This window comes from Antrihabitans cavernicola, assembly GCF_008297975.1.
In the GTDB taxonomy this organism is placed as follows: domain Bacteria; phylum Actinomycetota; class Actinomycetes; order Mycobacteriales; family Mycobacteriaceae; genus Antrihabitans; species Antrihabitans cavernicola.
In genome coordinates, this window is the sequence record NZ_VLNY01000025.1 from 1 (window position 1) to 20489 (window position 20489).

General features: G+C 59.5%; 20 protein-coding genes and 3 tRNA genes. 18 read left to right on the forward strand and 5 right to left on the reverse strand.

The features are described from left to right. Nucleotides 1-160 precede the first annotated feature (160 nt). From FOY51_RS25735 to FOY51_RS25790, 12 genes are all read left to right on the forward strand, one after another. The gene (locus FOY51_RS25735) at nucleotides 161-4621 is read left to right on the forward strand and encodes a tape measure protein (protein WP_149433128.1); all 4461 of its coding nucleotides are present in this window, start codon (nucleotides 161-163) and stop codon (nucleotides 4619-4621) included. A 4-nt stretch (nucleotides 4622-4625) separates the two neighbouring features. Further along, complete coding sequence (locus FOY51_RS25740; protein WP_149433129.1) at nucleotides 4626-5525, forward strand: phage tail protein; 900 nt, start codon at nucleotides 4626-4628, stop codon at nucleotides 5523-5525. Nucleotide 5526: 1 nt separating this feature from the next. Next, entirely contained in the window at nucleotides 5527-7170 is a 1644-nt protein-coding gene (locus tag FOY51_RS25745) for a Gp37-like protein (protein WP_149433130.1), read from the forward strand. Nucleotides 7171-7173: 3 nt separating this feature from the next. Then, entirely contained in the window at nucleotides 7174-7713 is a 540-nt protein-coding gene (locus FOY51_RS25750; RefSeq protein WP_149433131.1) for a phage gene 29 protein family protein, read from the forward strand. Between the two features lie 12 nt (nucleotides 7714-7725). Continuing rightward, nucleotides 7726-8736 carry a peptidoglycan-binding domain-containing protein gene (locus tag FOY51_RS25755; RefSeq protein ID WP_149433132.1) on the forward strand — a complete coding sequence of 337 codons (1011 nt, stop codon included), beginning with the start codon at nucleotides 7726-7728 and terminating at the stop codon, nucleotides 8734-8736. A gap of 44 nt (nucleotides 8737-8780) precedes the next feature. Then, a complete protein-coding gene (locus FOY51_RS25760) occupies nucleotides 8781-8990 on the forward strand; it encodes a hypothetical protein (RefSeq protein WP_149433133.1) in 210 nt (69 codons plus the stop codon). Between the two features lie 105 nt (nucleotides 8991-9095). Next, a complete protein-coding gene (locus FOY51_RS25765; RefSeq protein ID WP_149433134.1) occupies nucleotides 9096-9407 on the forward strand; it encodes a hypothetical protein in 312 nt (103 codons plus the stop codon). Continuing rightward, the gene (locus FOY51_RS25770) at nucleotides 9404-10144 is read left to right on the forward strand and encodes a hypothetical protein (RefSeq protein ID WP_149433135.1); all 741 of its coding nucleotides are present in this window, start codon (nucleotides 9404-9406) and stop codon (nucleotides 10142-10144) included. Before FOY51_RS25765 ends, FOY51_RS25770 begins: the two co-directional genes overlap by 4 nt. Then, the gene (locus FOY51_RS25775) at nucleotides 10141-11007 is read left to right on the forward strand and encodes a hypothetical protein (RefSeq protein ID WP_149433136.1); all 867 of its coding nucleotides are present in this window, start codon (nucleotides 10141-10143) and stop codon (nucleotides 11005-11007) included. Before FOY51_RS25770 ends, FOY51_RS25775 begins: the two co-directional genes overlap by 4 nt. 15 nt (nucleotides 11008-11022) lie before the next feature. Continuing rightward, nucleotides 11023-11349: an LtfC-like domain-containing protein gene (locus FOY51_RS25780; RefSeq protein WP_149433137.1), complete on the forward strand. Its 327-nt coding sequence runs from the start codon at nucleotides 11023-11025 to the stop codon at nucleotides 11347-11349. Further along, on the forward strand, nucleotides 11346-12341 hold the full coding sequence (locus FOY51_RS25785; RefSeq protein ID WP_149433138.1) for a collagen-like domain-containing protein: 996 nt from the start codon (nucleotides 11346-11348) through the stop codon (nucleotides 12339-12341). Before FOY51_RS25780 ends, FOY51_RS25785 begins: the two co-directional genes overlap by 4 nt. 242 nt (nucleotides 12342-12583) lie before the next feature. Beyond that, nucleotides 12584-13834, forward strand: coding sequence for an alpha/beta hydrolase family protein (locus FOY51_RS25790; RefSeq protein WP_187776477.1), 1251 nt, complete (start codon nucleotides 12584-12586; stop codon nucleotides 13832-13834). Nucleotides 13835-14283: 449 nt separating this feature from the next. On the opposite strand, the gene FOY51_RS25795 is transcribed toward FOY51_RS25790, so the two are convergent. The 5 genes from FOY51_RS25795 to FOY51_RS25810 form a co-directional block, all read right to left on the reverse strand. Beyond that, nucleotides 14284-14544, reverse strand: coding sequence for a MerR family transcriptional regulator (locus FOY51_RS25795; RefSeq protein ID WP_149433140.1), 261 nt, complete (start codon nucleotides 14542-14544; stop codon nucleotides 14284-14286). 229 nt (nucleotides 14545-14773) lie between these two features. After that, nucleotides 14774-15013 carry a hypothetical protein gene (locus FOY51_RS25800; protein ID WP_149433141.1) on the reverse strand — a complete coding sequence of 80 codons (240 nt, stop codon included), beginning with the start codon at nucleotides 15011-15013 and terminating at the stop codon, nucleotides 14774-14776. Between the two features lie 36 nt (nucleotides 15014-15049). After that, a tRNA-Lys gene (locus FOY51_RS25805) sits at nucleotides 15050-15125 on the reverse strand. 195 nt (nucleotides 15126-15320) lie between these two features. Next, complete coding sequence (locus FOY51_RS27880) at nucleotides 15321-15449, reverse strand: hypothetical protein (RefSeq protein WP_290367924.1); 129 nt, start codon at nucleotides 15447-15449, stop codon at nucleotides 15321-15323. A 166-nt stretch (nucleotides 15450-15615) separates the two neighbouring features. Next, nucleotides 15616-16104 carry a hypothetical protein gene (locus tag FOY51_RS25810; protein WP_149433142.1) on the reverse strand — a complete coding sequence of 163 codons (489 nt, stop codon included), beginning with the start codon at nucleotides 16102-16104 and terminating at the stop codon, nucleotides 15616-15618. 214 nt (nucleotides 16105-16318) lie between these two features. Here FOY51_RS25810 and FOY51_RS25815 point away from each other — a divergent pair, with 214 nt between their 5' ends. From FOY51_RS25815 to FOY51_RS25840, 6 genes are all read left to right on the forward strand, one after another. Continuing rightward, nucleotides 16319-17323: an SDR family NAD(P)-dependent oxidoreductase gene (locus tag FOY51_RS25815; protein ID WP_149433143.1), complete on the forward strand. Its 1005-nt coding sequence runs from the start codon at nucleotides 16319-16321 to the stop codon at nucleotides 17321-17323. A gap of 24 nt (nucleotides 17324-17347) precedes the next feature. Further along, a complete protein-coding gene (locus tag FOY51_RS25820) occupies nucleotides 17348-18151 on the forward strand; it encodes an SDR family NAD(P)-dependent oxidoreductase (protein WP_149433144.1) in 804 nt (267 codons plus the stop codon). 4 nt (nucleotides 18152-18155) lie between these two features. Then, nucleotides 18156-19175 (forward strand): magnesium transporter CorA family protein, encoded by a 1020-nt coding sequence (locus FOY51_RS25825; RefSeq protein ID WP_149433145.1) that lies wholly within the window; start codon nucleotides 18156-18158, stop codon nucleotides 19173-19175. A gap of 274 nt (nucleotides 19176-19449) precedes the next feature. Beyond that, nucleotides 19450-20115: a TetR family transcriptional regulator gene (locus FOY51_RS25830; protein ID WP_149433146.1), complete on the forward strand. Its 666-nt coding sequence runs from the start codon at nucleotides 19450-19452 to the stop codon at nucleotides 20113-20115. A gap of 109 nt (nucleotides 20116-20224) precedes the next feature. Then, a tRNA-Glu gene (locus FOY51_RS25835) sits at nucleotides 20225-20297 on the forward strand. Between the two features lie 73 nt (nucleotides 20298-20370). Beyond that, nucleotides 20371-20444, forward strand: a tRNA-Asp gene (locus FOY51_RS25840). The last annotated feature ends 45 nt before the right edge of the window (nucleotides 20445-20489 follow it).

Genomic DNA, 20489 nt, shown 5'->3' on the forward strand with positions numbered 1-20489 from the left:
TACCTACATCCGAGGGCATCACCGGTTCGACAGCAGCCCAGAACTCGTCAGAAATCACACCCATCCGCGTCATCGGCTAATACTCGCTGGTCAGGACGCAAATATTCGGGAGACACGCCCTAGGCGCCGGGCAGCTCGATCCGCAAAGTAGGGGTTAATTATGGCTGTCGAACTGGCTACCGCGTATGTGTCGCTGGTCGCTGATGCGAGCAAGATTCCGGGGCAGGCTAAGCAAGCTTTTGGTGATGTAGAAAAGCAGGCTGCCGCAACGGGCACGTCGAGCGGCGAAAAGCTTTCGGGCGGAATCGGTAAGGCGCTCAAGGGTGGCGCGCTCGCTGTCGGCGTTGCAGCGGGCGGAACGCTTGCAACTGCGTTCGCTAAGGGCATGGGGCGACTGACCGCAATTGATGACGCGCAAGCGAAATTGGCGGGGCTTGGCAACGACACTAAAAGCGTTGCGGCGATTATGGATTCGGCGCTCGCGTCCGTCAAGGGCACGGCGTACGGGCTGGGCGATGCTGCGGGCGTAGCAGCTTCGGCGGTAGCGGCAGGTATCAAGCCGGGCGAAGAGCTGACTAAGTATCTCAAGCTCACGGCGGATGCGGCAACTATCGCGGGTTCGTCGTTGGGCGAAATGGGCGCGATTGTCAACAAGGTTCAGACGTCAGGGCATGCGTTCACGGATAACTTGAATCAGCTTGCGGACCGTGGCATTCCGATTTTCCAGTGGTTGCAAGATGAGTACAAGGTCAGCGCTGACGAGCTGGGCAAGATGGTGTCAGCGGGCAAGGTTGACGCTGCGACCTTTCAGAAAGTCATTCAGGAAAACATTGGCGGCGCGGCGCTCAAGTCGGGCGATACAGTCAAGGGCGCGTTCAACAACGTCGAGGCGGCTCTTGGCCGTCTAGGTGCTGCGGCGCTCAAACCGACGTTTAGCCGGTTATCGACCGGGCTGACGGGCACGACCGGGCTTATCGACAAGGTAACGCCGAAGATCGTTGACCTTGCGGGCGCGCTCGATTCCAAAATCTTCGATGACTTTGCGCCACGGATTCAAAAGGCGTGGGCGTCCTTCAAGGACTCCGACATTGCCAAGGGTTCTATCGCGAGCATCACTGGTGTAGTCCAAGATTTGTTACAGGCGGGCAAGGATGCGGCGCCCGCCATCGGGGCAATCGTCAAGTCTCTCTCTACTGCCGGTGCGGCAATCGGCATTTCAACGTGGCAGTCCCTACTAGCTGCGCTGGACGCTGCGGCTTCGATTGCTAACGGCGTGCTTGTGCCAGCGCTGCAAACGGTTTCGTCCCTGATGGATGACAACCAAGTGGCGGTTGTCGCCCTGGTCGCGGCGTGGGTTGGTTTCAAAACGCTGCCGTCGTTGATTTCGCGGGTAGGCGATTCGATTAGTCCTGTCACGTCCAAGCTTCGCGGCTTTGGCGACACGATGAAGTTGCAGCAGAAACTTGCGGAGAACGCGGGTGCGTCTGTCGGCAAGTTCGGTGCGGCGGTTGGTGCGTTGCAGTCGCACGTTCCTGTTCTTGACCGCGTTGGTACGTCGTACCGGAGTGCGGCGGACGGCGCGGAACGGTTTGGCAGGACTGCGGGCACTGTTGCGGGTTCGCTGACTGCGATTAGGTCGGCGGGTAGCGGCATCGTTGGCATGTTGGGCGGATGGGCTGGCATTGGGTTAGCCGCTGGCGGCGCCCTGTTGGCCGCTAACGCAAGTTCTGCGGGTTCAGCGAAGAGCGCACAGAACGCCCTCACTGAGGCGGTTACGGCTGGCGCTAAGGCGCAGAGCGCGTTTCGGGCTGCGGTGGGTGCGGCGAATGGTGCCCTGAACGATCAGGCGATTGCCGCGAGCGGCGAAATCGTCAAGTCGGTTCTGGCGGACATTACGACGCTGGGCGAGCGTGGGCACACGAACAGTGAGACGTTCGGGCACACAATCGACAACCTGACCGGAAACGTTCTTGGGCTGAATAATGCGTGGGAAGAAAACTACGACAAAGTAACCGCGAACGTCGAGCGCAACGACGCGCTCAAAAAAGTCCTGTCTGACATGAAGTTGAACGTGGACGACTTGGGCAAGGTCGTTGCCGAGGGCGGGCCGCAGTACGACCAATTGACGGGCAAGCTGCGCGAGACTGGCGATGCCGGTTCCGCTGTTGCCGACAAGTTGGGTGATGCTCGCAACGAGATTCGACAGGCGCAGGATGAGGCGAAGAACTCCACGCCCGGATTCTTCGGGTTGCAGGATGCCGTAAAGGTTCTGGCTGACGAATCGTCTACGGCGGCAGACCGACTCGGCGCTATGAAACGCGCGTTGGACGTGTTGTCTGGTAAGCCGGTCGAGCTTGGCGACGCGATGCAGTCGTACAACAAGACGGTTCGCGAGACGGCGGCGGCTGCGGGCGCGCTGGCTGATCAGTCGAAGGGTTATGGCGACGCACTGGTCAATGCTGACGGTTCGGTCAATACCGCGACTGAAAACGGTGACAAGCTGCGAACAACGCTCACGGGTCTGCTTGATGCGACCTTGGACGTTGCGAAGTCTGGCGGCGATCTGGGGCCGATCTTCGCGCAAAACGATCAGGCGTTTGTTGATTTGGCGGCGTCTACCGGGTTGAGCATCACTCAGCTCAAGGAAATGGCTGCACAAATCGGCTACATGCCGGACAAGATTGAGATTCTGGCCGAGCTAAAGGGCGCTAAGAGTTCCGAACAGCAGCTAGTTGTTTTGCGTGGGTTGCTGGACTCGAACGCTGAGGGCGTTGAGATTCCGGTCAGCGCGCTTACCGATGAAGCCCGCGCGGAGCTGGACAAGGCTGGCGCGAAGGTTGATGAGGTTACCGGCAAGCCGGGCGTAATCAAGATCAGTGCCCCGAATGAGGCTGTGCTCAAAAAGCTTCAAGAGGTCATTGACAAGAACATTCCGGATAAGCGCTTCAACATCATTGCCAATTCGCAGGGTGCAGAGGCGCGACTTGCGGCGTTCGGTGCGGCGGAAGTTTCGGGTCCGTTGCCTGTGTACCGGGCGGCTGGCGGCGCCGTGCGCGGACCTGGCGGTCCAACGTCGGATTCGATTCCGGCGATGCTTTCGGACAACGAGCACGTCCTAACCTCTGACGAGGTTGACGCGGCTGGCGGTCACGGAGCGATCTACGCACTGCGCCAGCGGATTCGAGCCGGTGCGCTGCGGCGGGCCGAAGGTGGGGCAGTCAGCAAGGACGGCATTCAGGCGGCGCTTGACGCCGGGCGTTCCAAGAACGGGCATGAGTACGTTTGGGGCGCAACAGGTCCCGACAACTTCGATTGTTCAGGCTGGGTCGGCTGGTTGCAGCAGATCGTTATGGGCATCGTCGGGTCTACCAAGCGCCTGTACACGACGTATAGCTTGCTCGATGGGGCAACTGAGGGCTTGGAACCGGGGCTTGGTCCCGCTGGCACGCTGTTTCAGGTTGGCGTTTCGCAGGAGCACATGGCGGCGACTATCGCAGGCCATGACGCCGAATCTGGCGGCGCATACGGGACTTCGGGCATTGATGGTGGGCGCGCAAACGCTCAGGACTCTCAGTTTCCGTACAAGTTCCACCTGCCGAACAGTCTCATTGCGGGGTTCCGTGCGGGCGGCAAGTACGGGAAAAAGGCGAAGCTCGCTGAGTGGGATGACGACAAGGAACTTGACCTTGAGTCGGCAAAGCTCGCTGTCGAGAAAGCGCAAGCGTCCCGAGACAAGGACTATGCGGACGCGAAGAAATCCGATATTGACCGCAGAGAGTCGGACCTAGAAGTCAAAAAGGCGCAGCAGAAAGTTCTTGAGCTGCAAGGCGAAAAGGACGAAGCGGCCAATGGTGTCGAGGGCGGGCCTGCGCCGGAAGCTCCCGCGTTGTCGAAGGCGTACAGCGATACGGAGCTTGAGCGCATTGATTTGCAGACTGCGGTTGAGGACGCGAAGAAGCGGCGCAATGAGGTCTATGCCGACTTGGAAGCGACGGACACGGACCGGCTCAAGGCTGACGCTGATCTTGCGCGAGCGCAAAACAAGATGGCGAAGGGCGTTGACGGCGAGGGGTTCGAGCTAAAGGGCCGGTTGCGTGACTACGTGACGCAGGTTGCCGGTATCGGGTTTGACGCCGTGCTGGGGCAGTTGCCGGAAGGCATTGGGGATTCACGTTTTTGGGATATCGACTATTCGTCACTTGCGCCTAAAAGGGCAGACGGTACGGACGCTCTGCCTCAACCGCCGTTGTTCTCCGATCGGGACATTGCCGGTCAGCTTGGGTACACGCCCAAGGCTGGCGTTGATGATCCGGAATGGGTCAAGGCCGGACGCCGGAAGGCGCCGAAAGTCTTCGATACGGGCGGCTGGCTTGAGCCTGGCGAAATGGGAATCAACCTCAGCTCTAAGCCTGAGCCGATCTTCAATTCGCCGGATCAGTTGCGGAAGTTCGCGGGTGGCGGTTTGGAGCCTGCCGCGTCGAGCGGCGTGAGCCTGGATGACCTCAAGCGGGTCTTGCAGAACCGGCCCAATGTCACGTTCCAAGTCTCCGATATGCGCGAGGCGATGAAGCAATACCAAACCGAAATGCGTTTGCAGAGTAGGTCTTACACAAGAAGGTGAACCCTTGCCGGAAATGCTGATTGAGGTTGAGGGGCATAACGGCGACGTAATCACAATCCACGGTAAGGGCAAGGGCTCTCAGGGTGCTGTGCTAGGTGAGCATCCTGAGGGCATTTACGACGAGCCAACTGAGTCGATTTGGAACAGTCACGCCTTTCAGACGGGCGCCGATTTTGGCGGTATCCGTGTGAATAAGCGTGACGTAGTTCTTGGCATGGAGTTCGTACCTCAGCCCGGTTTGGGCTTGGCGGACAGTATGAGTCGCTTTCGTCAGGCGTGGTCGTATAAGGCTGATTCCAAGCTGTGGATTGAGACACCGGATACGCGGCGGCATGTTCCGCTGCGCATTTCGGAGACGTTGAAGTGTGCCCCTGATGTGGACGTGTTTGTACAAGAGCACGCCCACGTTATCTATTCGCTGACAGCGGGAAAGCCGCGTTGGCTTGAGCCTGACGTTACGAAGAAGTGGAAATCGACCACGGACACAACGGACGGTTCCACGGCTGTTGGTTATGTGCCTGTGTCGAATCCGACTGCACAAAATATGTGGCTCAAGTGGACGGTTCAAGCGTATCCCGGCGCGGTGTACAAGCTGGCTGATTATTCGTTTGGTGATGACCGTTATGAGCGCGCGGAAGAGGATGCGACCCGAATGGTTCCTTTGCCGTCTCTTATCGCTGGTGAGCACTTGGTTGTCAATACCGATGAAGAAGAGGACCAGGTTACCTCTTCGCTCGATACGCAGGTGTGGATGCGCATGGAAGGGCGGACGTTCTGCTATCCAGTGCCGCCCAACACAAAGAAAACCATGTTGCGGGTTGAGGTAACCGGGGCGCCCGCTGGCGTTGGCGTTCAGGTTCGTTGTCCTCGCGAGTACGCGCACCCTTTCCTGATGGAGTCGTGAGTTGGCTACAACGGTTGAGGAAATTGATTTTGATGCGGTATTCGAAGAGATTACCGGGCGGCTCAAGAAGGAGAAAGAGCGCCGGTTAATCCCTCCGCTTGTGCGGTTGTGGGATGGGGATTGGAACCTACGCGGCATTGTCAAGCGCGAGAATGAGGCTAGCTTTCAGTTTCTCGATAATGAGACTGGCGTTGGTTCTCTGGACTTGCCGCTCGATTACTTTTTGTCGCGGTGGATGACGGACGTTAAAAAGCGTGCGACCACGAATATCCACATTACCGTGGACAAGGACGGCTCTCGTTGGTCTGGCCGCATGGAAGAGCTGCTAGTAATCAAGGATGAGACGGGGCGTAAGTTCGTTCGCGCTTTGTTCAAGCATGATTACGAAGAGCTTAAGCATATCCTGTGCTGGTCGAATCCTTGGCTGCCTGCGGAAGTGCAATTTCCGCGTTTATGGGTTGTTTTCGGACGAGCGCGTTGGGGTCTGAAAACCACATTGCTGTGCAACATTATGCGGCTGGAATCGTCGCTTTGGATGCTGCCGGATAATCCGCTTGATGCGTCGCAGTGGTTCAATTTCAATCAGAGCACTTGGAGCATGGTCGTAAAGCCGGACACGACTCCAGATACTTCCGTTGCGGCAATCGTGCATTCGCGGTTCAAGACGATGCATGATGTGTCAAAGAACATTGCGGCTGACGCCCAATTGTCTTGGGAGGCGCGGCGTTACCTCGACGGCGATGAGCCGCCGTGGGAGGGTGCGGACCTGCGGCACGGCTGCCTTGTGTTCGATCTGATTGATAAATCTGGCTGGAATACGGGCACGTCGTTTGGTGGCGATCTGTTTTCCGGTCTGATACACGCATTCACTAGTATTGGTGGGAACGGTCTTACGCAGAGTGTCGAAACTCTGCCTGATCCGAATATGCCTGCCGAATACTACGAGCCGGGATTTAAGGGCTCGATGCCGTCTGTGCCGGGTGTCATTTTCCGCGAGGGTGAGCACACGGGCATTCAGTCTTCTGAGTTCTCCTGGAAACCTGCCACTGACGTTGGCGTTGTAGCGGGCGGGCACTCGATGCCTGGCGTTAATGAGTTGATCAGCGCTACGGTGCAAATGATTGGCGATTTGACCGCCATGATTCCGGGCGTTCCCCCCCTTGGGGGTGTTGCCGATGCAGTCTTGCGTCCTTTATATCAGGACACGATATTAGCATTCGCTAAGTGGAAAGACCCAGCGCGAGCGCAAAGGCTTGGCTGGTCTCATTACCATGAGAAATGGGCCGATGGCGCCGATGCCGCTTATACGCTTGCGTGGCTTTTGGCTATGCGCACCGGCATGTGGCAGACGCGGGAAACTACGCGGCACACCTTAACGATTGCTGATTCGGCGCCGTGGCGTGTTGGTCAACGTGGGCATGGTCATTTCTTTTTGGGTGACCGTATCGGGTCAACCGTGTTGGGTATGCCACCGGGCGAAATTTTCGTTGACCGCGTTTCTGAGCTGACGATTTCGTGGAGTCGCAAAAGTTCGCCTCTCTGGAAAATCGTTATCGGTCAGCGGGAACCTGAAGACCCAATCATTAAGGCGTTCGAGCAGATGCAAGAAATGTTGTCGATGCTGCGTGATCTAGGAGTGATTTAACGAATGAGCGGTTACCCAACTCTTGAGAGTTGCGACCAGTCGGACCCGAAGTCCGCTTTTCAGTGGGCTTTCGTCGCTCTGCCGTTCTCTGGCAGTACGCCGTTGATGGTTCAAGACGAAGTACGTCCGGAGTGGTCGGCACTGTTTCACGATTTGGGTTTTCGCCATCACCCAGAGTTGCAGACCAAGAAAGTGCAGATGCCTTTCCGTGGTCAGCAGAACACGATGAACGGCGCCGTGCGCGTGGTTGGCATTGACGAACCTGACGCGGATGCGTCGGTTATTCAGGACCCGGCTGCGCTGACGGCGTTCGAGCAGGAAATGCAGCTTGAGCGGTACAGGCAGATTGGTCGCATTGGCGGCAGGGATGCGGAGTCTGACGGCGCTGCGGTTTGGGATGACTTCAACCCTGCCGATCACACGGTTTCTTATGTGTGCGGCTATTTGCATCGCGCACCGATTGCGGTTAAGCGTCGGGTTATCGCGGCTGAGCAGTTGGGCAAGAAACGCCAAGGAATCTTGAACAGGTTTCGCGGTATCTAGGAAAGAGGACATATGGCGGTATTGCGCCAGAATGTAGAGAACACGAAGGCTTATCTGCGTGCGCGCAATGGTCTGCCTTACGGTTATGGCGGCACGTTCAGCAACACGAACTTGAGCGCGTCAACGGACTGTTCCGGTCTCGCGTTTGGTGTTGTGGCCGGTTGTGTGGGTAAGCCCATGAATACGCGTTACGGATCGACTGAGGCGCTGCGCGTGGGTTCGTGGGAGTACGGCAACGCTGGCGTCAATTCGCTTGGACTTGTCCACGCGGGCAGTAATCGAAGTGCGGTTCCGGCTAATGCTGCCGTCAAGGTGGGCCTGATGCATGGCGGCGGCGGCGAGGATTCGCACGTTGCTTGCACGGTGGATGGGCTGAATGCGGAGTCGCGCGGTATGCCGGGTGGCGTAATCATCGGCTCCGTGAATCGTGGCGGGACTACGTACTGGGCGCGAGCTTGGGACGATTCGCTGTTCCACGATTTCTGGTATCTGCCGGGGCCGATTGTGGGCGAGATTGATCCGAACGTGTTCCCGCTGCCGGACGGTTTCTATTACGGCTGGTATTCGGGGCCCGAGCAGTCGGTTAGCGGGCGAGCCGGTGAGCCGGTGCCGTGGCTGGACGGGCTTGCGCGGGCACAGGAGAAATTGGGTGTGCCGGTTACTCGGGTGTATGACGCAGCGACCAACAAGGCGGCTATGGATTTCCAGCGCGCCAAGGGGTTTGCGTTGGTTGACGGATTCATTGGGGCTAAGACGTGGCCGCTGTTGGTTGGTGGCGGCGCAGTCGATACGGGAGATTTGAGCGTGGCAGACGCGAACAGCATTATCACTTTCATCAAGGCGTACGTCGGGCCGATTGGCTCTGATGTGAAGGACATTCGCCAGCAGCTCACGGGCGGGCGGGACGCGGGCGACTATCGCGGGTTCCCCCAACTTGGGCATAACGCGGACGGCTCGAATAAGACGGTTGTCGATTCGATTGCCGATCTGCGCGACCGCGTTATTGCATTGGAGGGCAAGTAATGCCAACTCAGGTAGATCATTCGTGGCGGGCTACGGCTCGAACCGTGTTCGCGGTTCTCGTTGGCGTGCTGAGTGTTGTTCCAACGGTGCTGATTTCGGGCGGCTTGGACACTACGGTCCTGGGCGCGCAGTTGATTGTGATTGCCGCGACGGTTACTAAGTTGCTGGCGAATCCGTTGGTCAACGCGCTCATTGAACGCTATTTGCCTTTCCTTGCGGCGGTTCCGCCTCAGGGTGGGCGTCACTCCGTGTAGTCGGCGCGGGTGCCGTCCGTGGATGCGCATCCTTGGGTTATTTGGGCCGGGGTCATAGGGGCAATCATCACGGTTGCTTCTGTGGCTTTCCCCAAGGTGCGTGATATGAGCAAGCCGGTCTTGCAATACGTTTCAGAGTTCCGCGTTCGGAAGATTGAGCGGCAGGCGCGCATTGAAGCGGCTGCGCAGGTTCTCAACGATCAGCGGGTTTCCACCCTTTCTATCCAGTTATCGGGCGTGTCCTTGCAACTGACCGCTGTGCTTGAGCAGGGCCGCATTGATGCTGTGAGGTATCAAGCCGAAATCAGCGCCATGCGTGAGCAATTGACGGAGACGCAGGAATCGCTTGCGGCTGCGATGGTCGAGCTGACGACGCTGCGCGCGGAGTTGGCGGAGTACCGGGAGGCGCACGAATGACAACGCCCGGCGTAATCACCGGGCCGAATGGCGCCTTTACGTGGGGCGGCAGGTTCGGTCAGGACGTGACGCAGGCGGCTGTGATCAATGCGGCTACAGGTGGCGTGAAAACGAAATACTCTGAGGCGCAGGATAATTTGCACTTGGTCACGGGTTCGCTGCAAGAGCTGGGTGAGCAAATCCGCGACGGCCAGGTTGAGATGAATGACCGGCTCGATTTGCTTGAGGCGGTCGAGGGCTATTGCTCATTGTACATGAGTTACAACTGGAACGTGGCCGGGGGGCATTTCGTCAAGCTGCCGTTCGATGCAGTGCTTGGGCCTAACAAGGGCGCGGTCCTGTACAACAACGGAATCCGGTTGCAGGGCAAAGGGTTGTGGAGGTCAGACGCTCATGTCACGTTCAAACAACCGCCTTCCGATTGGTTCACTAACGGCACCGTTGCGGCTCAGTTGTACCTGAGTGTTTGTGCGGTGGGCAACGATTCGGTTTTCAGTGAACATGAGTTTGACATCGTTATTACGCCCCAGGGCGCGGAGACTGCATCGTTTTCGCACACGTTCGTTGTGCCCACGGATGACGCGTTCTATGTTCGCGTTGGCGTGGCGCATCCGAAGGCGAGCGCATGGATTTATGGGGGCACTGCGCGTTCGTCGCTGTCGGTTAATAAGTGGGACAACGGAACCGTTCACGCGGAGGTTGTTCCGGTTGCGCCGGACGGGGGCGCTTTGAGTTGACGACACCGGGCGGTGTTGCGCCGGGTGGCGCGCATCAGCAGGGCGGTAAGTTCGGTCAGGATGAGACCGAAGCGTCTGCCCGGCAAAAGATTACGCAGCCAACGCGCGACGTTTGGCAAATTGTTCAGGATGCTTGGAAGGGCCGTTTCGAGGATCAAGGCGCGGTACTTGCCGATCAGAAGGACGGGCAGGTTGCGTTAAACGGTCGGCTCGATTTGTTGCAGGCGACTGCGGGTCATGCGTGCGCGTTCATGAGTCATACGTACACGGTTCCGCCCTCAACCGTGGTGAGGATTCCGTTCAATACACAGTTGGGGCCGATGAAAAAGGCTGGCGTGGATACCAGTGCGGGCCGATTGGTGTTGAAGGCTGGCGGGCTGTGGCGGGTCGATTCCCAAACGTGCATTGAGGGCTACACGCTCAATCAAACGATCATTCCTACTTCGACGGCACCGTTTTTCACGGTCATTACGACGTATGACGCGATTGTTCCGCACTACGTCATTCAGGTTATGCGCGCGGATGGGTCCATCTTGTCGTCGCGCGTTTTCGATGGCGTTACTGGTGTCAGCATGGGCGCTAGCGGTTTCAGTGCTGTTGCCGCCCCTAACTCTTCGCACTTCTCGCATACTTTCGTGCTGGACAACATGCCACCCGAAGATGACCCTTCGGCGCCCGAACATTGGGTGTACGTGCAGGTTTCCATGATTTACACGCCTGTCGCTACAGGCACTTTTTCCAATGCATTTTGCACGTTGAACGGTGGCACTAAGCGTTCAGCTTTGACCGCTTCGCGGTGGTCCCGCGACGTGGCGAACATTGTAAACGCTCCGACGGTTCCCGATGGTGGGGCTATTACTTGATTATTAGGTGGCGCAATGGCTTACAGCCCAAAGGATGCCGGGTTACCCACTCCGGTCGGCAACTTGTACGTGACGGTTCACGGCGATTTTGAATGGACTTATCACTGGGGCGCTGGCGACTTCCCGCCCGGCGTCCAGTTGTACTACTTGGTTGGCGACACTCCCGGCGAAGAAACGCGATTTGATTACGTCATTTCAGGCGGCACGGCGTCGATTCATATTGAGTCGGAAGCATTTTCAGGCATTGAGGACCGAACCGGGTTTTATCTCATGTTCAAAGACGGCGTAAAAGACTTCCCGGTTCTCATGGGTCTTGTGCGGAAGGGTGTCGCGAAGCGATGAGTTCGACATTGAACGGTGTTGCGCCGGGCGCGCCTGGGCTTGGTCCGGTCGAGATTCCCTCTGGCGGTTTACTTGTGCCTGTCGCGGGGCGCGATGGCGCTAGCGTTAAGGGCGATAAGGGTGACGCGGGTCCCGTTGGCCCGCAGGGCATTCAGGGGCCAAAGGGCGACGCGGGCAGCCAGGGTTTGAAGGGTGACACGGGCGCACAGGGCGCGAAGGGTGACACGGGTACCGGCGTCGAGCTGGCGGGGTCCGTAGCGACCTATGCGGCATTGCCTGCGCCTGGGCCTACGGGAACGGCTTACGTGGTGAATGCGGACGGCTTGCTCTATGTGTCGAATGGGTCTGCGTGGCCTCCGGACGGGTCCGGCGCGCCGTTTCGCGGCGCGACTGGGCCGCAAGGCGTCAAGGGCGACAGCGGATCGCAAGGGCCTAAGGGGGATACCGGCGCGGCTGGATCGCAAGGCGTCAAGGGCGATACCGGCGCGGCTGGACCACAAGGCGTCAAGGGCGACACGGGCGCACAGGGGCCTAAGGGAGACAAGGGCGATGCTGGTTCGGCGGGTTCGGTTGGCGCACAGGGGCCTAAGGGAGACAAGGGCGATGCTGGTTCGGCTGGTCCGGCTGGCGTGGGCGGTTCCGCCTACGACATGAGCCTGCGCGCGTTTGGCGCGATGACTCCACGTGTTGCGGCCTCTTACGGCGACATTGCACAGTCCGTAAAGCTCCAGCGCGCTATCGGTGTGGCGTCCGTGACCTTTCGGTGCGATACGGCGGACAGTTCGGGCAACTTGGTGGTCGAGTTGCGTAAGAATGGCGCGCAGGTTGCGGGTTCGCGGGTCACGATTGCACAGGGTTCCCAAATCGTCGGGGTGAAGGTGACCGGCCCGTGGCCGTTCGCTAAGGGCGATGTTATTGCGGCGTATGTAGTTTCGGTCGGGACTACGTCGGGCGCAGGGTTGACAATGGACGTTGAAGCGGTGGCAACGTGATCGTTCAAGCGCCTACAATCCCGATCCCTGTTTTCGTCCCTGCGGGCATTACGAAGTGGAATACTCAGCCGCTCTCGGGTTCGCCGAATTACGCGCAAATCGTCAGTTGGACTACCGATCCCGGCTCTGCGTCGGACTCGAACGGCCTTAAGCCGAATAGCGCCAGCCCTGGCACTGTGATCACGGCAAGCGTCAGTTGGTCTGGTAGTTCCGTCGTTAACTCTGCGGTTACGGTCCGGTTGTTGATTAACAACGTAGTTGTCGCGACTGGCGACACGACGACGGGCAAGAACACGCAGGTTTCGAGTTGCACCTTTACGGCTGATTTACAGCTCAGCGATGTGATTAAGGTTCAGGTGTCGTACACGGGATTTGCGCCGACTGTCAACGCGGGTTCCGGAACGTACATACGAACTAGTGCGCCTGCGTCAACGGTTGAACCTGAGGTCAATTTGCCCGCGCCAACCGGCCCGTACAGGATTGGCGCGCAAGACGTTTTCTTGACCCAAACGGGTCGGTCCGATCCGTTTGTGCCCGCGAACACGCGGCGGATTTCCACGACGGTTTGGTATCCGACAACAGCGTCATTCGGTCGCATGGCGCGGTATCTGTCGGAGGTATCGGCCACTGAAACGACGATGGCGACGAAGGACCAAGCGACTCATGCGTCGGGAGGTCCCGCACCTGCCGTGATGGTGGGGAAAGTCACGCATTCGTTTCTGAATGCGCCTGTGCGTACAGATTTGGGGCTGTTGCCGGTTGTGATGTACTCGCCTGGTTTGAACGTGGGCAAGGAGCACGGCACGGCGATATGTGAAGAGTTGGCGTCGTATGGGTACGTCGTGATTTCGATTGCCTGTAACTATGAGTCTCCCGCAACGGAGTTCCCTGACGCGCTGTACTTCACGGACACCCGCACGGAGACGCCCGCTATTCGTGATATGAAGCTTTATGCCCGCATTGACGATGCCCGGTATGTGATGGACAAGCTGACTGATCCGGCTGTGTTCGGCAACGGCATTGCTGGGCTTGTTGATGCGTCCAAGGTTGGCATGATGGGTCACTCGAATGGTGGGTGGACAGCGATTGAGGTTGCGGCGCACGATGCCCGCTTGAAGTGCTGTCTCGATTATGACGGTCAGTTCACGTCGTCGGGGCAGGTCAACTATGCGTTCAACAACGGTGTGGATCAGCCGCTCATGGCGTTTATCGAGCAGGGGATTACCAGCGCTGATTGGTCGGCGTTCAAGTCGCGGATTCGCGGACCGCTGTATCAGATCGAGCTTGCGGGGTCGAAGCACTACGCGTTTACCGATTTGGTTTCGCTTGCGGATTCGAGCTTGTCGGGAACGATCACGCCCGCACGGGCGCACATTTGTTGCCGTGCGTACACGCGCGCGTTCTTTGATAAGCACTTGAAGGGGTCCGCGCAGGTGTTGCTTGACGGCCCGTCTGGTACGTATCCAGAGGTTTCGTTCAACACTCTTGGTTAACGCAAACTGCCCCGCTCTACCCCTTTGGTTGGGGGTGGGCGGGGCAGTTCTTTGCGTTGGGGCCTATGCGCCGGGGAGCCGGTTCGCGGGTAGTTGGCGGTGGAACTTGTTGCCGCAACGCAGGCATTGCTTAACTAGTGTCATCGTGTCCTCATGCGAGTTGGCTGGGAACGCGCGACGTGTTGGCGAGTTGCGCGCGTGGATTCCGATGGCGCAAAGCGGGTTGGCTGTTTTACCGCTGAGCTGTAGCGGTCGAGGGAGTGTTACCAAAGTTTTACGCGCCCTTTCGGAGCTATGGGTATTGGTCAAGGTTGAACAAACTTACGTCAATATCTTGGGTGTCCGCCTGGAGTTCGTCTAACCGGGCTTGCGCGTTACGTATCGTTCGGCGTAGCTCGATGGCTTCGCGTTCGTTGCGTCGTCGCCGTTGGTTGAGGGCGTGGCGGGCTTCACGGGCGGTTATCTGCATGGGCGCCTTTCCGGCTCGCTGGGTGTTCCTGTGCCCACCAATCAAGGATTGTCTTGGGCAGCCAACCGTTGTTGCGTCCAACTCTGGCGTCGTAGGCGGGCATGAGTCCGTCGCGGTCGTATGCCTTGATCGTGTTTACGCTCAGCCCGATCAGTTTGCCTACCTCTTGCTTGGATAGGTAGTGGATCACGTTGGCGTCGCCTTTCGGATTGGGGGGCGGAATTAAGACCTTCTCCACCATTGAGTTAAGTTACACCCTTACGGGTGTTCGCGCCTGGCGCGCGACTGGGAGGACGAAGGCTTCTATACGTCCGAATGGGGGGAAAGAACCGGCGCCACACGTACGGCGAGGCGAACAGTGTCACCATCCGCAACGCGGACGGCAACCCGGTTCGGCGGTACATAGCGAAGGCGGAATAAGAAAGAGGGGCACCCTTCACCGGGTGCCCCTCTTTTTGTGTTTGGCGCGTCTACCGCTTAGCTGGGCGGGCGTAATGCACGGCGAGCAGAACGATTAACCCAATGGCGCCGATGACTAGGCCGCGCGCGTTGGGGGAGTCCTTGACGCACGTACCGGCTGCGCAGAGTTGCGGCGCGTTGGCGTAATCGAGGGCGTAGAACAGGATGCCTAGGGCGAGCACGGCAAAGCCAATTATGTTGGCGAACCGGAATGCTGTGTTGCGGTTGTCGAGCTGGGTTGCCGCGGTCATTGCTGTGCGTCCTGTTCTTGTGTTGTTGCTTTGGCGTGGTGCCCCCAGTAGGACTCGAACCTACGACCTGCTGATTAAAAGTCAGTAGCTCTACCAACTGAGCTATGGGGGCCTGGCAGGCGGTCAGCCTACCAGTCTGCCTATCCGGTGTCGCTCATTCGGAAACCTCGCTTATGGTGGCCTGGATTGCTTTCAGGAGTGCCTTCGGATTCTCCCACGCGAGTTGGCCAATCACTGCGGCTTGCCCTAAGTGGTCGAGGTTATACCACTGGTCGAGTGCCTCATTTTTGCGGTCGGTTTCGGGCGCTCATGCGTGCCAGCCTGCGGCCAGGAGTATCCACGTGAGTGCGTAGAACAGGCATATGTAGGCGATCAGGAATGCGGCGACGGCGAGGCTGATTGCGGCGCGTTCCCACTTGGTCGAGTTGTCGTTCATCTTGTTTACCCCTCTGCCCCACGTTTGCCCCATGCGGGGCTTGTTTGGGCTGGTCAGTTGGTCTAGACCTGCGGATTAAAAGTCCGTAGCTCTACCAACTGAGCTAAAGGGGCGCGGCTGGACAGCCTACCGGACACCACGCAAGCCCATGAGACAGACGCAACGGCTAGCCGACCTGCTGGACCTCGACGGCCGATGCTGCGAGTTTCTCCGACGCTGCGCCGAAGCTCACGCTCAGATCGGCATCGGCCGTTCGCGCGGAAATCGACGCGAACGCGAGTGCCGCCACTGCGTACATCTCGGCGAGATCCCACGGGTCGGGCTGCGGACCGCGAGGCCCGACGCCAGGCGGGACCGGCCACTTGTGCGGCCACGGGATCGGTCTGCCGGGTACCGGCGTTCCGCACCAGTCCTCGATCGCCTGCTCGAGCAGGCGCGATTCTGCGCCGTCTGCTGCCGAACTCGCGGCGGCAGCGATTTGCTGTGCGACGTTGGCCGCGCCCACCTGCAGCGCGATCCTCGGTGGCAGCGGTTGCGGATTCAGCGAGACCCGATCGATGCGCGACGTGATTGCTGGACCGTGCGGAATCAGCCAATCCCACAGTTCCGGAGGGAAATTGGCGATGATGCTCAAGATCGATTGCTTGTTGTACATTGCGACTCCTGGAGCTCGTGGACAAGGTCAGCTCATAGCGTCGGCTCCGCGTCGACATCGGGCATGAGTACGGACTACCCGATTCGGCCGCGCTCTCGGCGCGATCCGATCGAGTAGTCGCGCGATCTGCCTTCACCATTCCGGCTTCTCGGCGACCACAATGATGTGACGATCTGTTCCAGTACTTCCAGCACTTTCGATGGGATCGAAATCGATGAATCCGCTCGAGCAAGTTCGGTCAGTAGTCGGCAAACCTGTCCAGGCAGTCAACAAGGCTCTCAACCGGCCGTCGTCCACCACACCGCACGGCGTAGCCCGCCTGTTGTTCCCCAAACCGTCTTTGGAGAAAGCGCTCGCGGACAAGGTCGTGATGATCACGGGTGCGTCGTCGGGCATCGGTAAGGCCGCGGCACTCGAGATCGGCAGCGCAGGCGGCACCGTCCTCCTCGTCGCGCGCGGTGAGGAGAAGCTGCGTGAGACGGAAGCGGAAGTGGTCGCAGCCGGCGGAACCGCGTTCGTACACCCCTGCGACCTGACCGACCTGGACGCCATCGACGCACTGGTCTCCGAGGTGATCAACAAGTACGGCCACATCGACATCCTGGTCAACAATGCGGGTCGTTCGATTCGGCGGTCGCTGACGCTGTCCTACGACCGGTTCCACGACTTCGAGCGCACCATGCAGCTCAATTACTTTGCGCCCCTTCGCTTGATGCTCGGCCTGTTGCCGGGTATGCGCGAGCGCGGGTTCGGTCATGTCATCAACATCTCGTCCATCGGTGTACAGACCAAGGTGCCGCGCTTCGGTGCCTACATCGCGTCGAAAGCGGCACTCGACACCGTCTCCGACGCCTTCCAGGCCGAGACTCAAGACGAGGGTGTTCGCTTCACCACCGTGCACATGCCGTTGGTGCGGACGCCGATGATCGCGCCGACCACGCTGTACGACAACTTCCCGACGCTCAGTCCCGAAGAAGCCGGACACGTCATCTGCGATGCGATCATCGAACGGCCTCGTCGCTACAGTCCGGCGTTCGGTCGGGTCGCGTCGTTCGCCGACTCGATCACGCCGGAGATCATGGACTACGTACGCAACAAGGGGTTCAAGATGTTCGCGGACTCGGCATCCGCGTCCGCGCCCGCGCCTGCCGAAGGCGAGGAGAAGGTCTCCGGTGGCAAGAAGATCTTCGTCGATATCACCACCGGAAACCACTGGTAGCAAACCGATGTCAGGAGAGCGTCGATGAGTTTGCCCAACCCCACCACCGATTCGCAGGTGGTGGTCACCGGCGCGTCGTCCGGCATCGGGACCGAGTTGGCCCGCGGGTTCGCCGCTCGCGGTCACAATGTCGCGCTGGTCGCTCGACGCCGAGACCGGCTGGACAAACTCGCCGACGAACTCCGGTCGCGCAATCGCATCAACGTCGAAACCTATCCTCGCGATCTGGGTGATGCGGCACAACGGAAGTCGCTGGTCGACCAGTTGCGGCAGAGTGTGCGTCGAGTGTCCGGCCTGTGCAACTGCGCAGGATTCGGTACTGCCGGAACGTTTGCCGAGCTTCCTGTCGATCGTGAGCTGGATCAGATCGAGCTGAACGTCACGGCGATCGTCGATTTGACGCATGCCTTCGTCGGCTCGATGGTGGAGCACGGTCGCGGCGCAATCCTCAACGTCGCATCCGTCGCCGCCTTCCAGCCGATTCCGGGACTGGCAACCTATTCGGCGACAAAGGCATTCGTGCAAACCTTCTCCGAGTCGGTGCACGAGGAACTGCGGGGGACAGGCGTGTCGTGCACCGTGGTCAGCCCAGGTCCGGTACAGACCGAGTGGGCCGATATCGCGAATGCGCAAGCGGTGATGGTGGGTCCGACGCAAATGGACGCCGAAGATGTTGCTGAAGCTGCCATCTCGGGCATGGAGAACGGGAAGCGCACCGTCGTACCCGGTTTGGTGCCCAAGGCAATGACATTGGGTGGTCGCTACGCGCCGCGTACGCTGCTACTTCCGGCGTTGAGTATCGGACGGCGCGTTCGTAAGGGACGCTGAGGGAGTGGCTGCCCCGTCGGTGTCGTGTGAACTCAACAACCGTGTCTACCGAGGCGATGCCTTGGTGGCGCACAATGTTTCGCTCGACGAGCTGACCGAGTTGCGACACGACGATTCGCTGGTGGTGTGGTTCGACCTGCTCGCGCCGTCGAGCGACGACTTGAAGAACCTCGGCCCTTTGCTCGGCGGTCAGGTGGAGTTGCATCGATTGGCGATCGAGTCGGCGTTGTCGTCGCGGAGCCGGCCTCGGCTGGTGCGGTTTGCGGGTCACAAGATGCTGCATACGCGATCGGCACGGCTCGCCGACGAGGATCTCGAGCGCGACGATCGAATTCTCACCACCGACATCACGCTGTTCATCCTCGATCGGACGCTGGTGACGATCCGGTCCGACGACGGCTTTCCACTCGCTCCTGTACTGGAAGCGTGGGACGACAACGCCGATCTGGCCGGGCACGGCGTGCCATTTCTGCTGCACGGACTGCTCGACAAGGTGGTCAGCGGCTATCTCGATGTGCTCGACACGCTCGACGAGCGGATCAGCGATCTGGAAGACGAATTGCTCGAGTCGTCGGCCCCTATCCGTGTCATCCAGCGGGGTACCTTCACGCAGCGTCGCGCGGTGACCGGTTTGTCGCGAATCGTTCTGCCGATGAACGAAGTGTTCGGAACTCTCGTCCGCAGCGGCGCGCACCCCAACGATTCGGACATGGTGCCCTACTACCAGGACGTTTACGACCACGCGTTGCGGGCGACCGAGCGCATCGACGGACTCCGCGACACGATCGAATCGATCCTGTCGACCGGGCTGGCGATGCAGGGTAATTCGTTGAATGAAACAATGAAGAAGCTCACCGCGTGGGCCGCGATCATTGCGGTACCGACGGGCGTCACTGGCTACTTCGGCCAGAATGTCCCTTTTCCGGGATACGACGCGCGTCTAGGATTTTGGCTCAGCACGGTGCTACTGCTTGGACTCGGGTTCGGCCTATGGTTGAGTTTCAAGCGGCGCGATTGGCTGTAGGCCAATTGCGGCTCGACCGACATATGATGCCGCAGGAGGCAGGAACCGCGTTGTAGCAGAATGCCCGGGTGCGCACCCCCTGCAGCGCACCCAGGCACCCCAAATATACCACTCGGTGTGTTTTCGGTTTTGTCACCCAGCGTACGTATCGCGAGCTCGCGGCGGTGCCCGTAACCTGGTGATTTCCCCGTGAACCGCCACGATGACGTCGCCGCGTTGCACGAGTCCTCTCGTACTACGTAAAGGGCGTCAGGGCTTCGGAGGCGATTGAGGCATGGCACGGCAGCAAGAGCGGGCCCGCCGTACCCGCGCGGCGATCATCGGATCGGCCGCTGTCGAGTTCGGCAAGAGCGGGTACTCCGCTGCGTCCTTGAATCGAATTCTGGAAGGGTCGCATGCCACCAAGGGTGCGATGTATTTCCACTTCGACTCGAAGGAAGATCTTGCGCGGGCTGTCATGGAGACGGCGCTGGAGCGCTACGCGCAGACCACCGATCGGTGGATGGCGCGTGGCGAGCTGGAACCCTTCGAGATTCTCCACGGCATGCTCGACGAGCTGGCTCTTCGTTTTCAGACCGACGCGGTTGTGCAAGCCGAGTTCCGACTGATCATCGAGCCCGAGTTCTACAGCGATGTGCAGTCCGGTGGCGGCAGCGTGTGGGGCAAGGCGACGTACGTCCTCGCCACGCGTGCCAAGGAGCGCGGAATGCTGCGAGCCGACACGGATCCCGAGAAGTTCACGCGCATGCTTGCCGCGGTGACGGCGGGCCAGCGCTATATGACGGATCTGCTGTCCGAACGCGACGACCTTCGCTCCCGCTTCGAAGAGGGCTTCGGCGTGATCCTCGAGGCCATGGCGACACCCGAATGGTTGGAGCGATGGAAGCGCACCGGATGGCAGTTCGGAGCTCGCATCGAAGACGTCGATACAGGCTCCTAGCCAGCGAATTTGGGAATTCGTTCACGGGTGTCTTAAGCTATCCCAGCTCCCAACGGAACGCCGTTGGAGGTACTGGTCGGAGTGCTGAGATAGCGTAAGTACACGGCAGGCCCCCTTCGTCTAGCGGCCTAGGACGCCGCCCTTTCAAGGCGGTAGCGCGGGTTCGAATCCCGTAGGGGGTACGCACGGCCGGTTTTACAGTTTTACAGAGCTCGAAAAAGAAGTTCGAAACACAGCTTTGCAGCAACAACGCAAGGCCCTGTGGCGCAGTTGGTTAGCGCGCCGCCCTGTCACGGCGGAGGTCGCGGGTTCGAGTCCCGTCAGGGTCGCAAATCTCGTTGGCAACAACGATTTATGCGATTGGCATTGAAGTT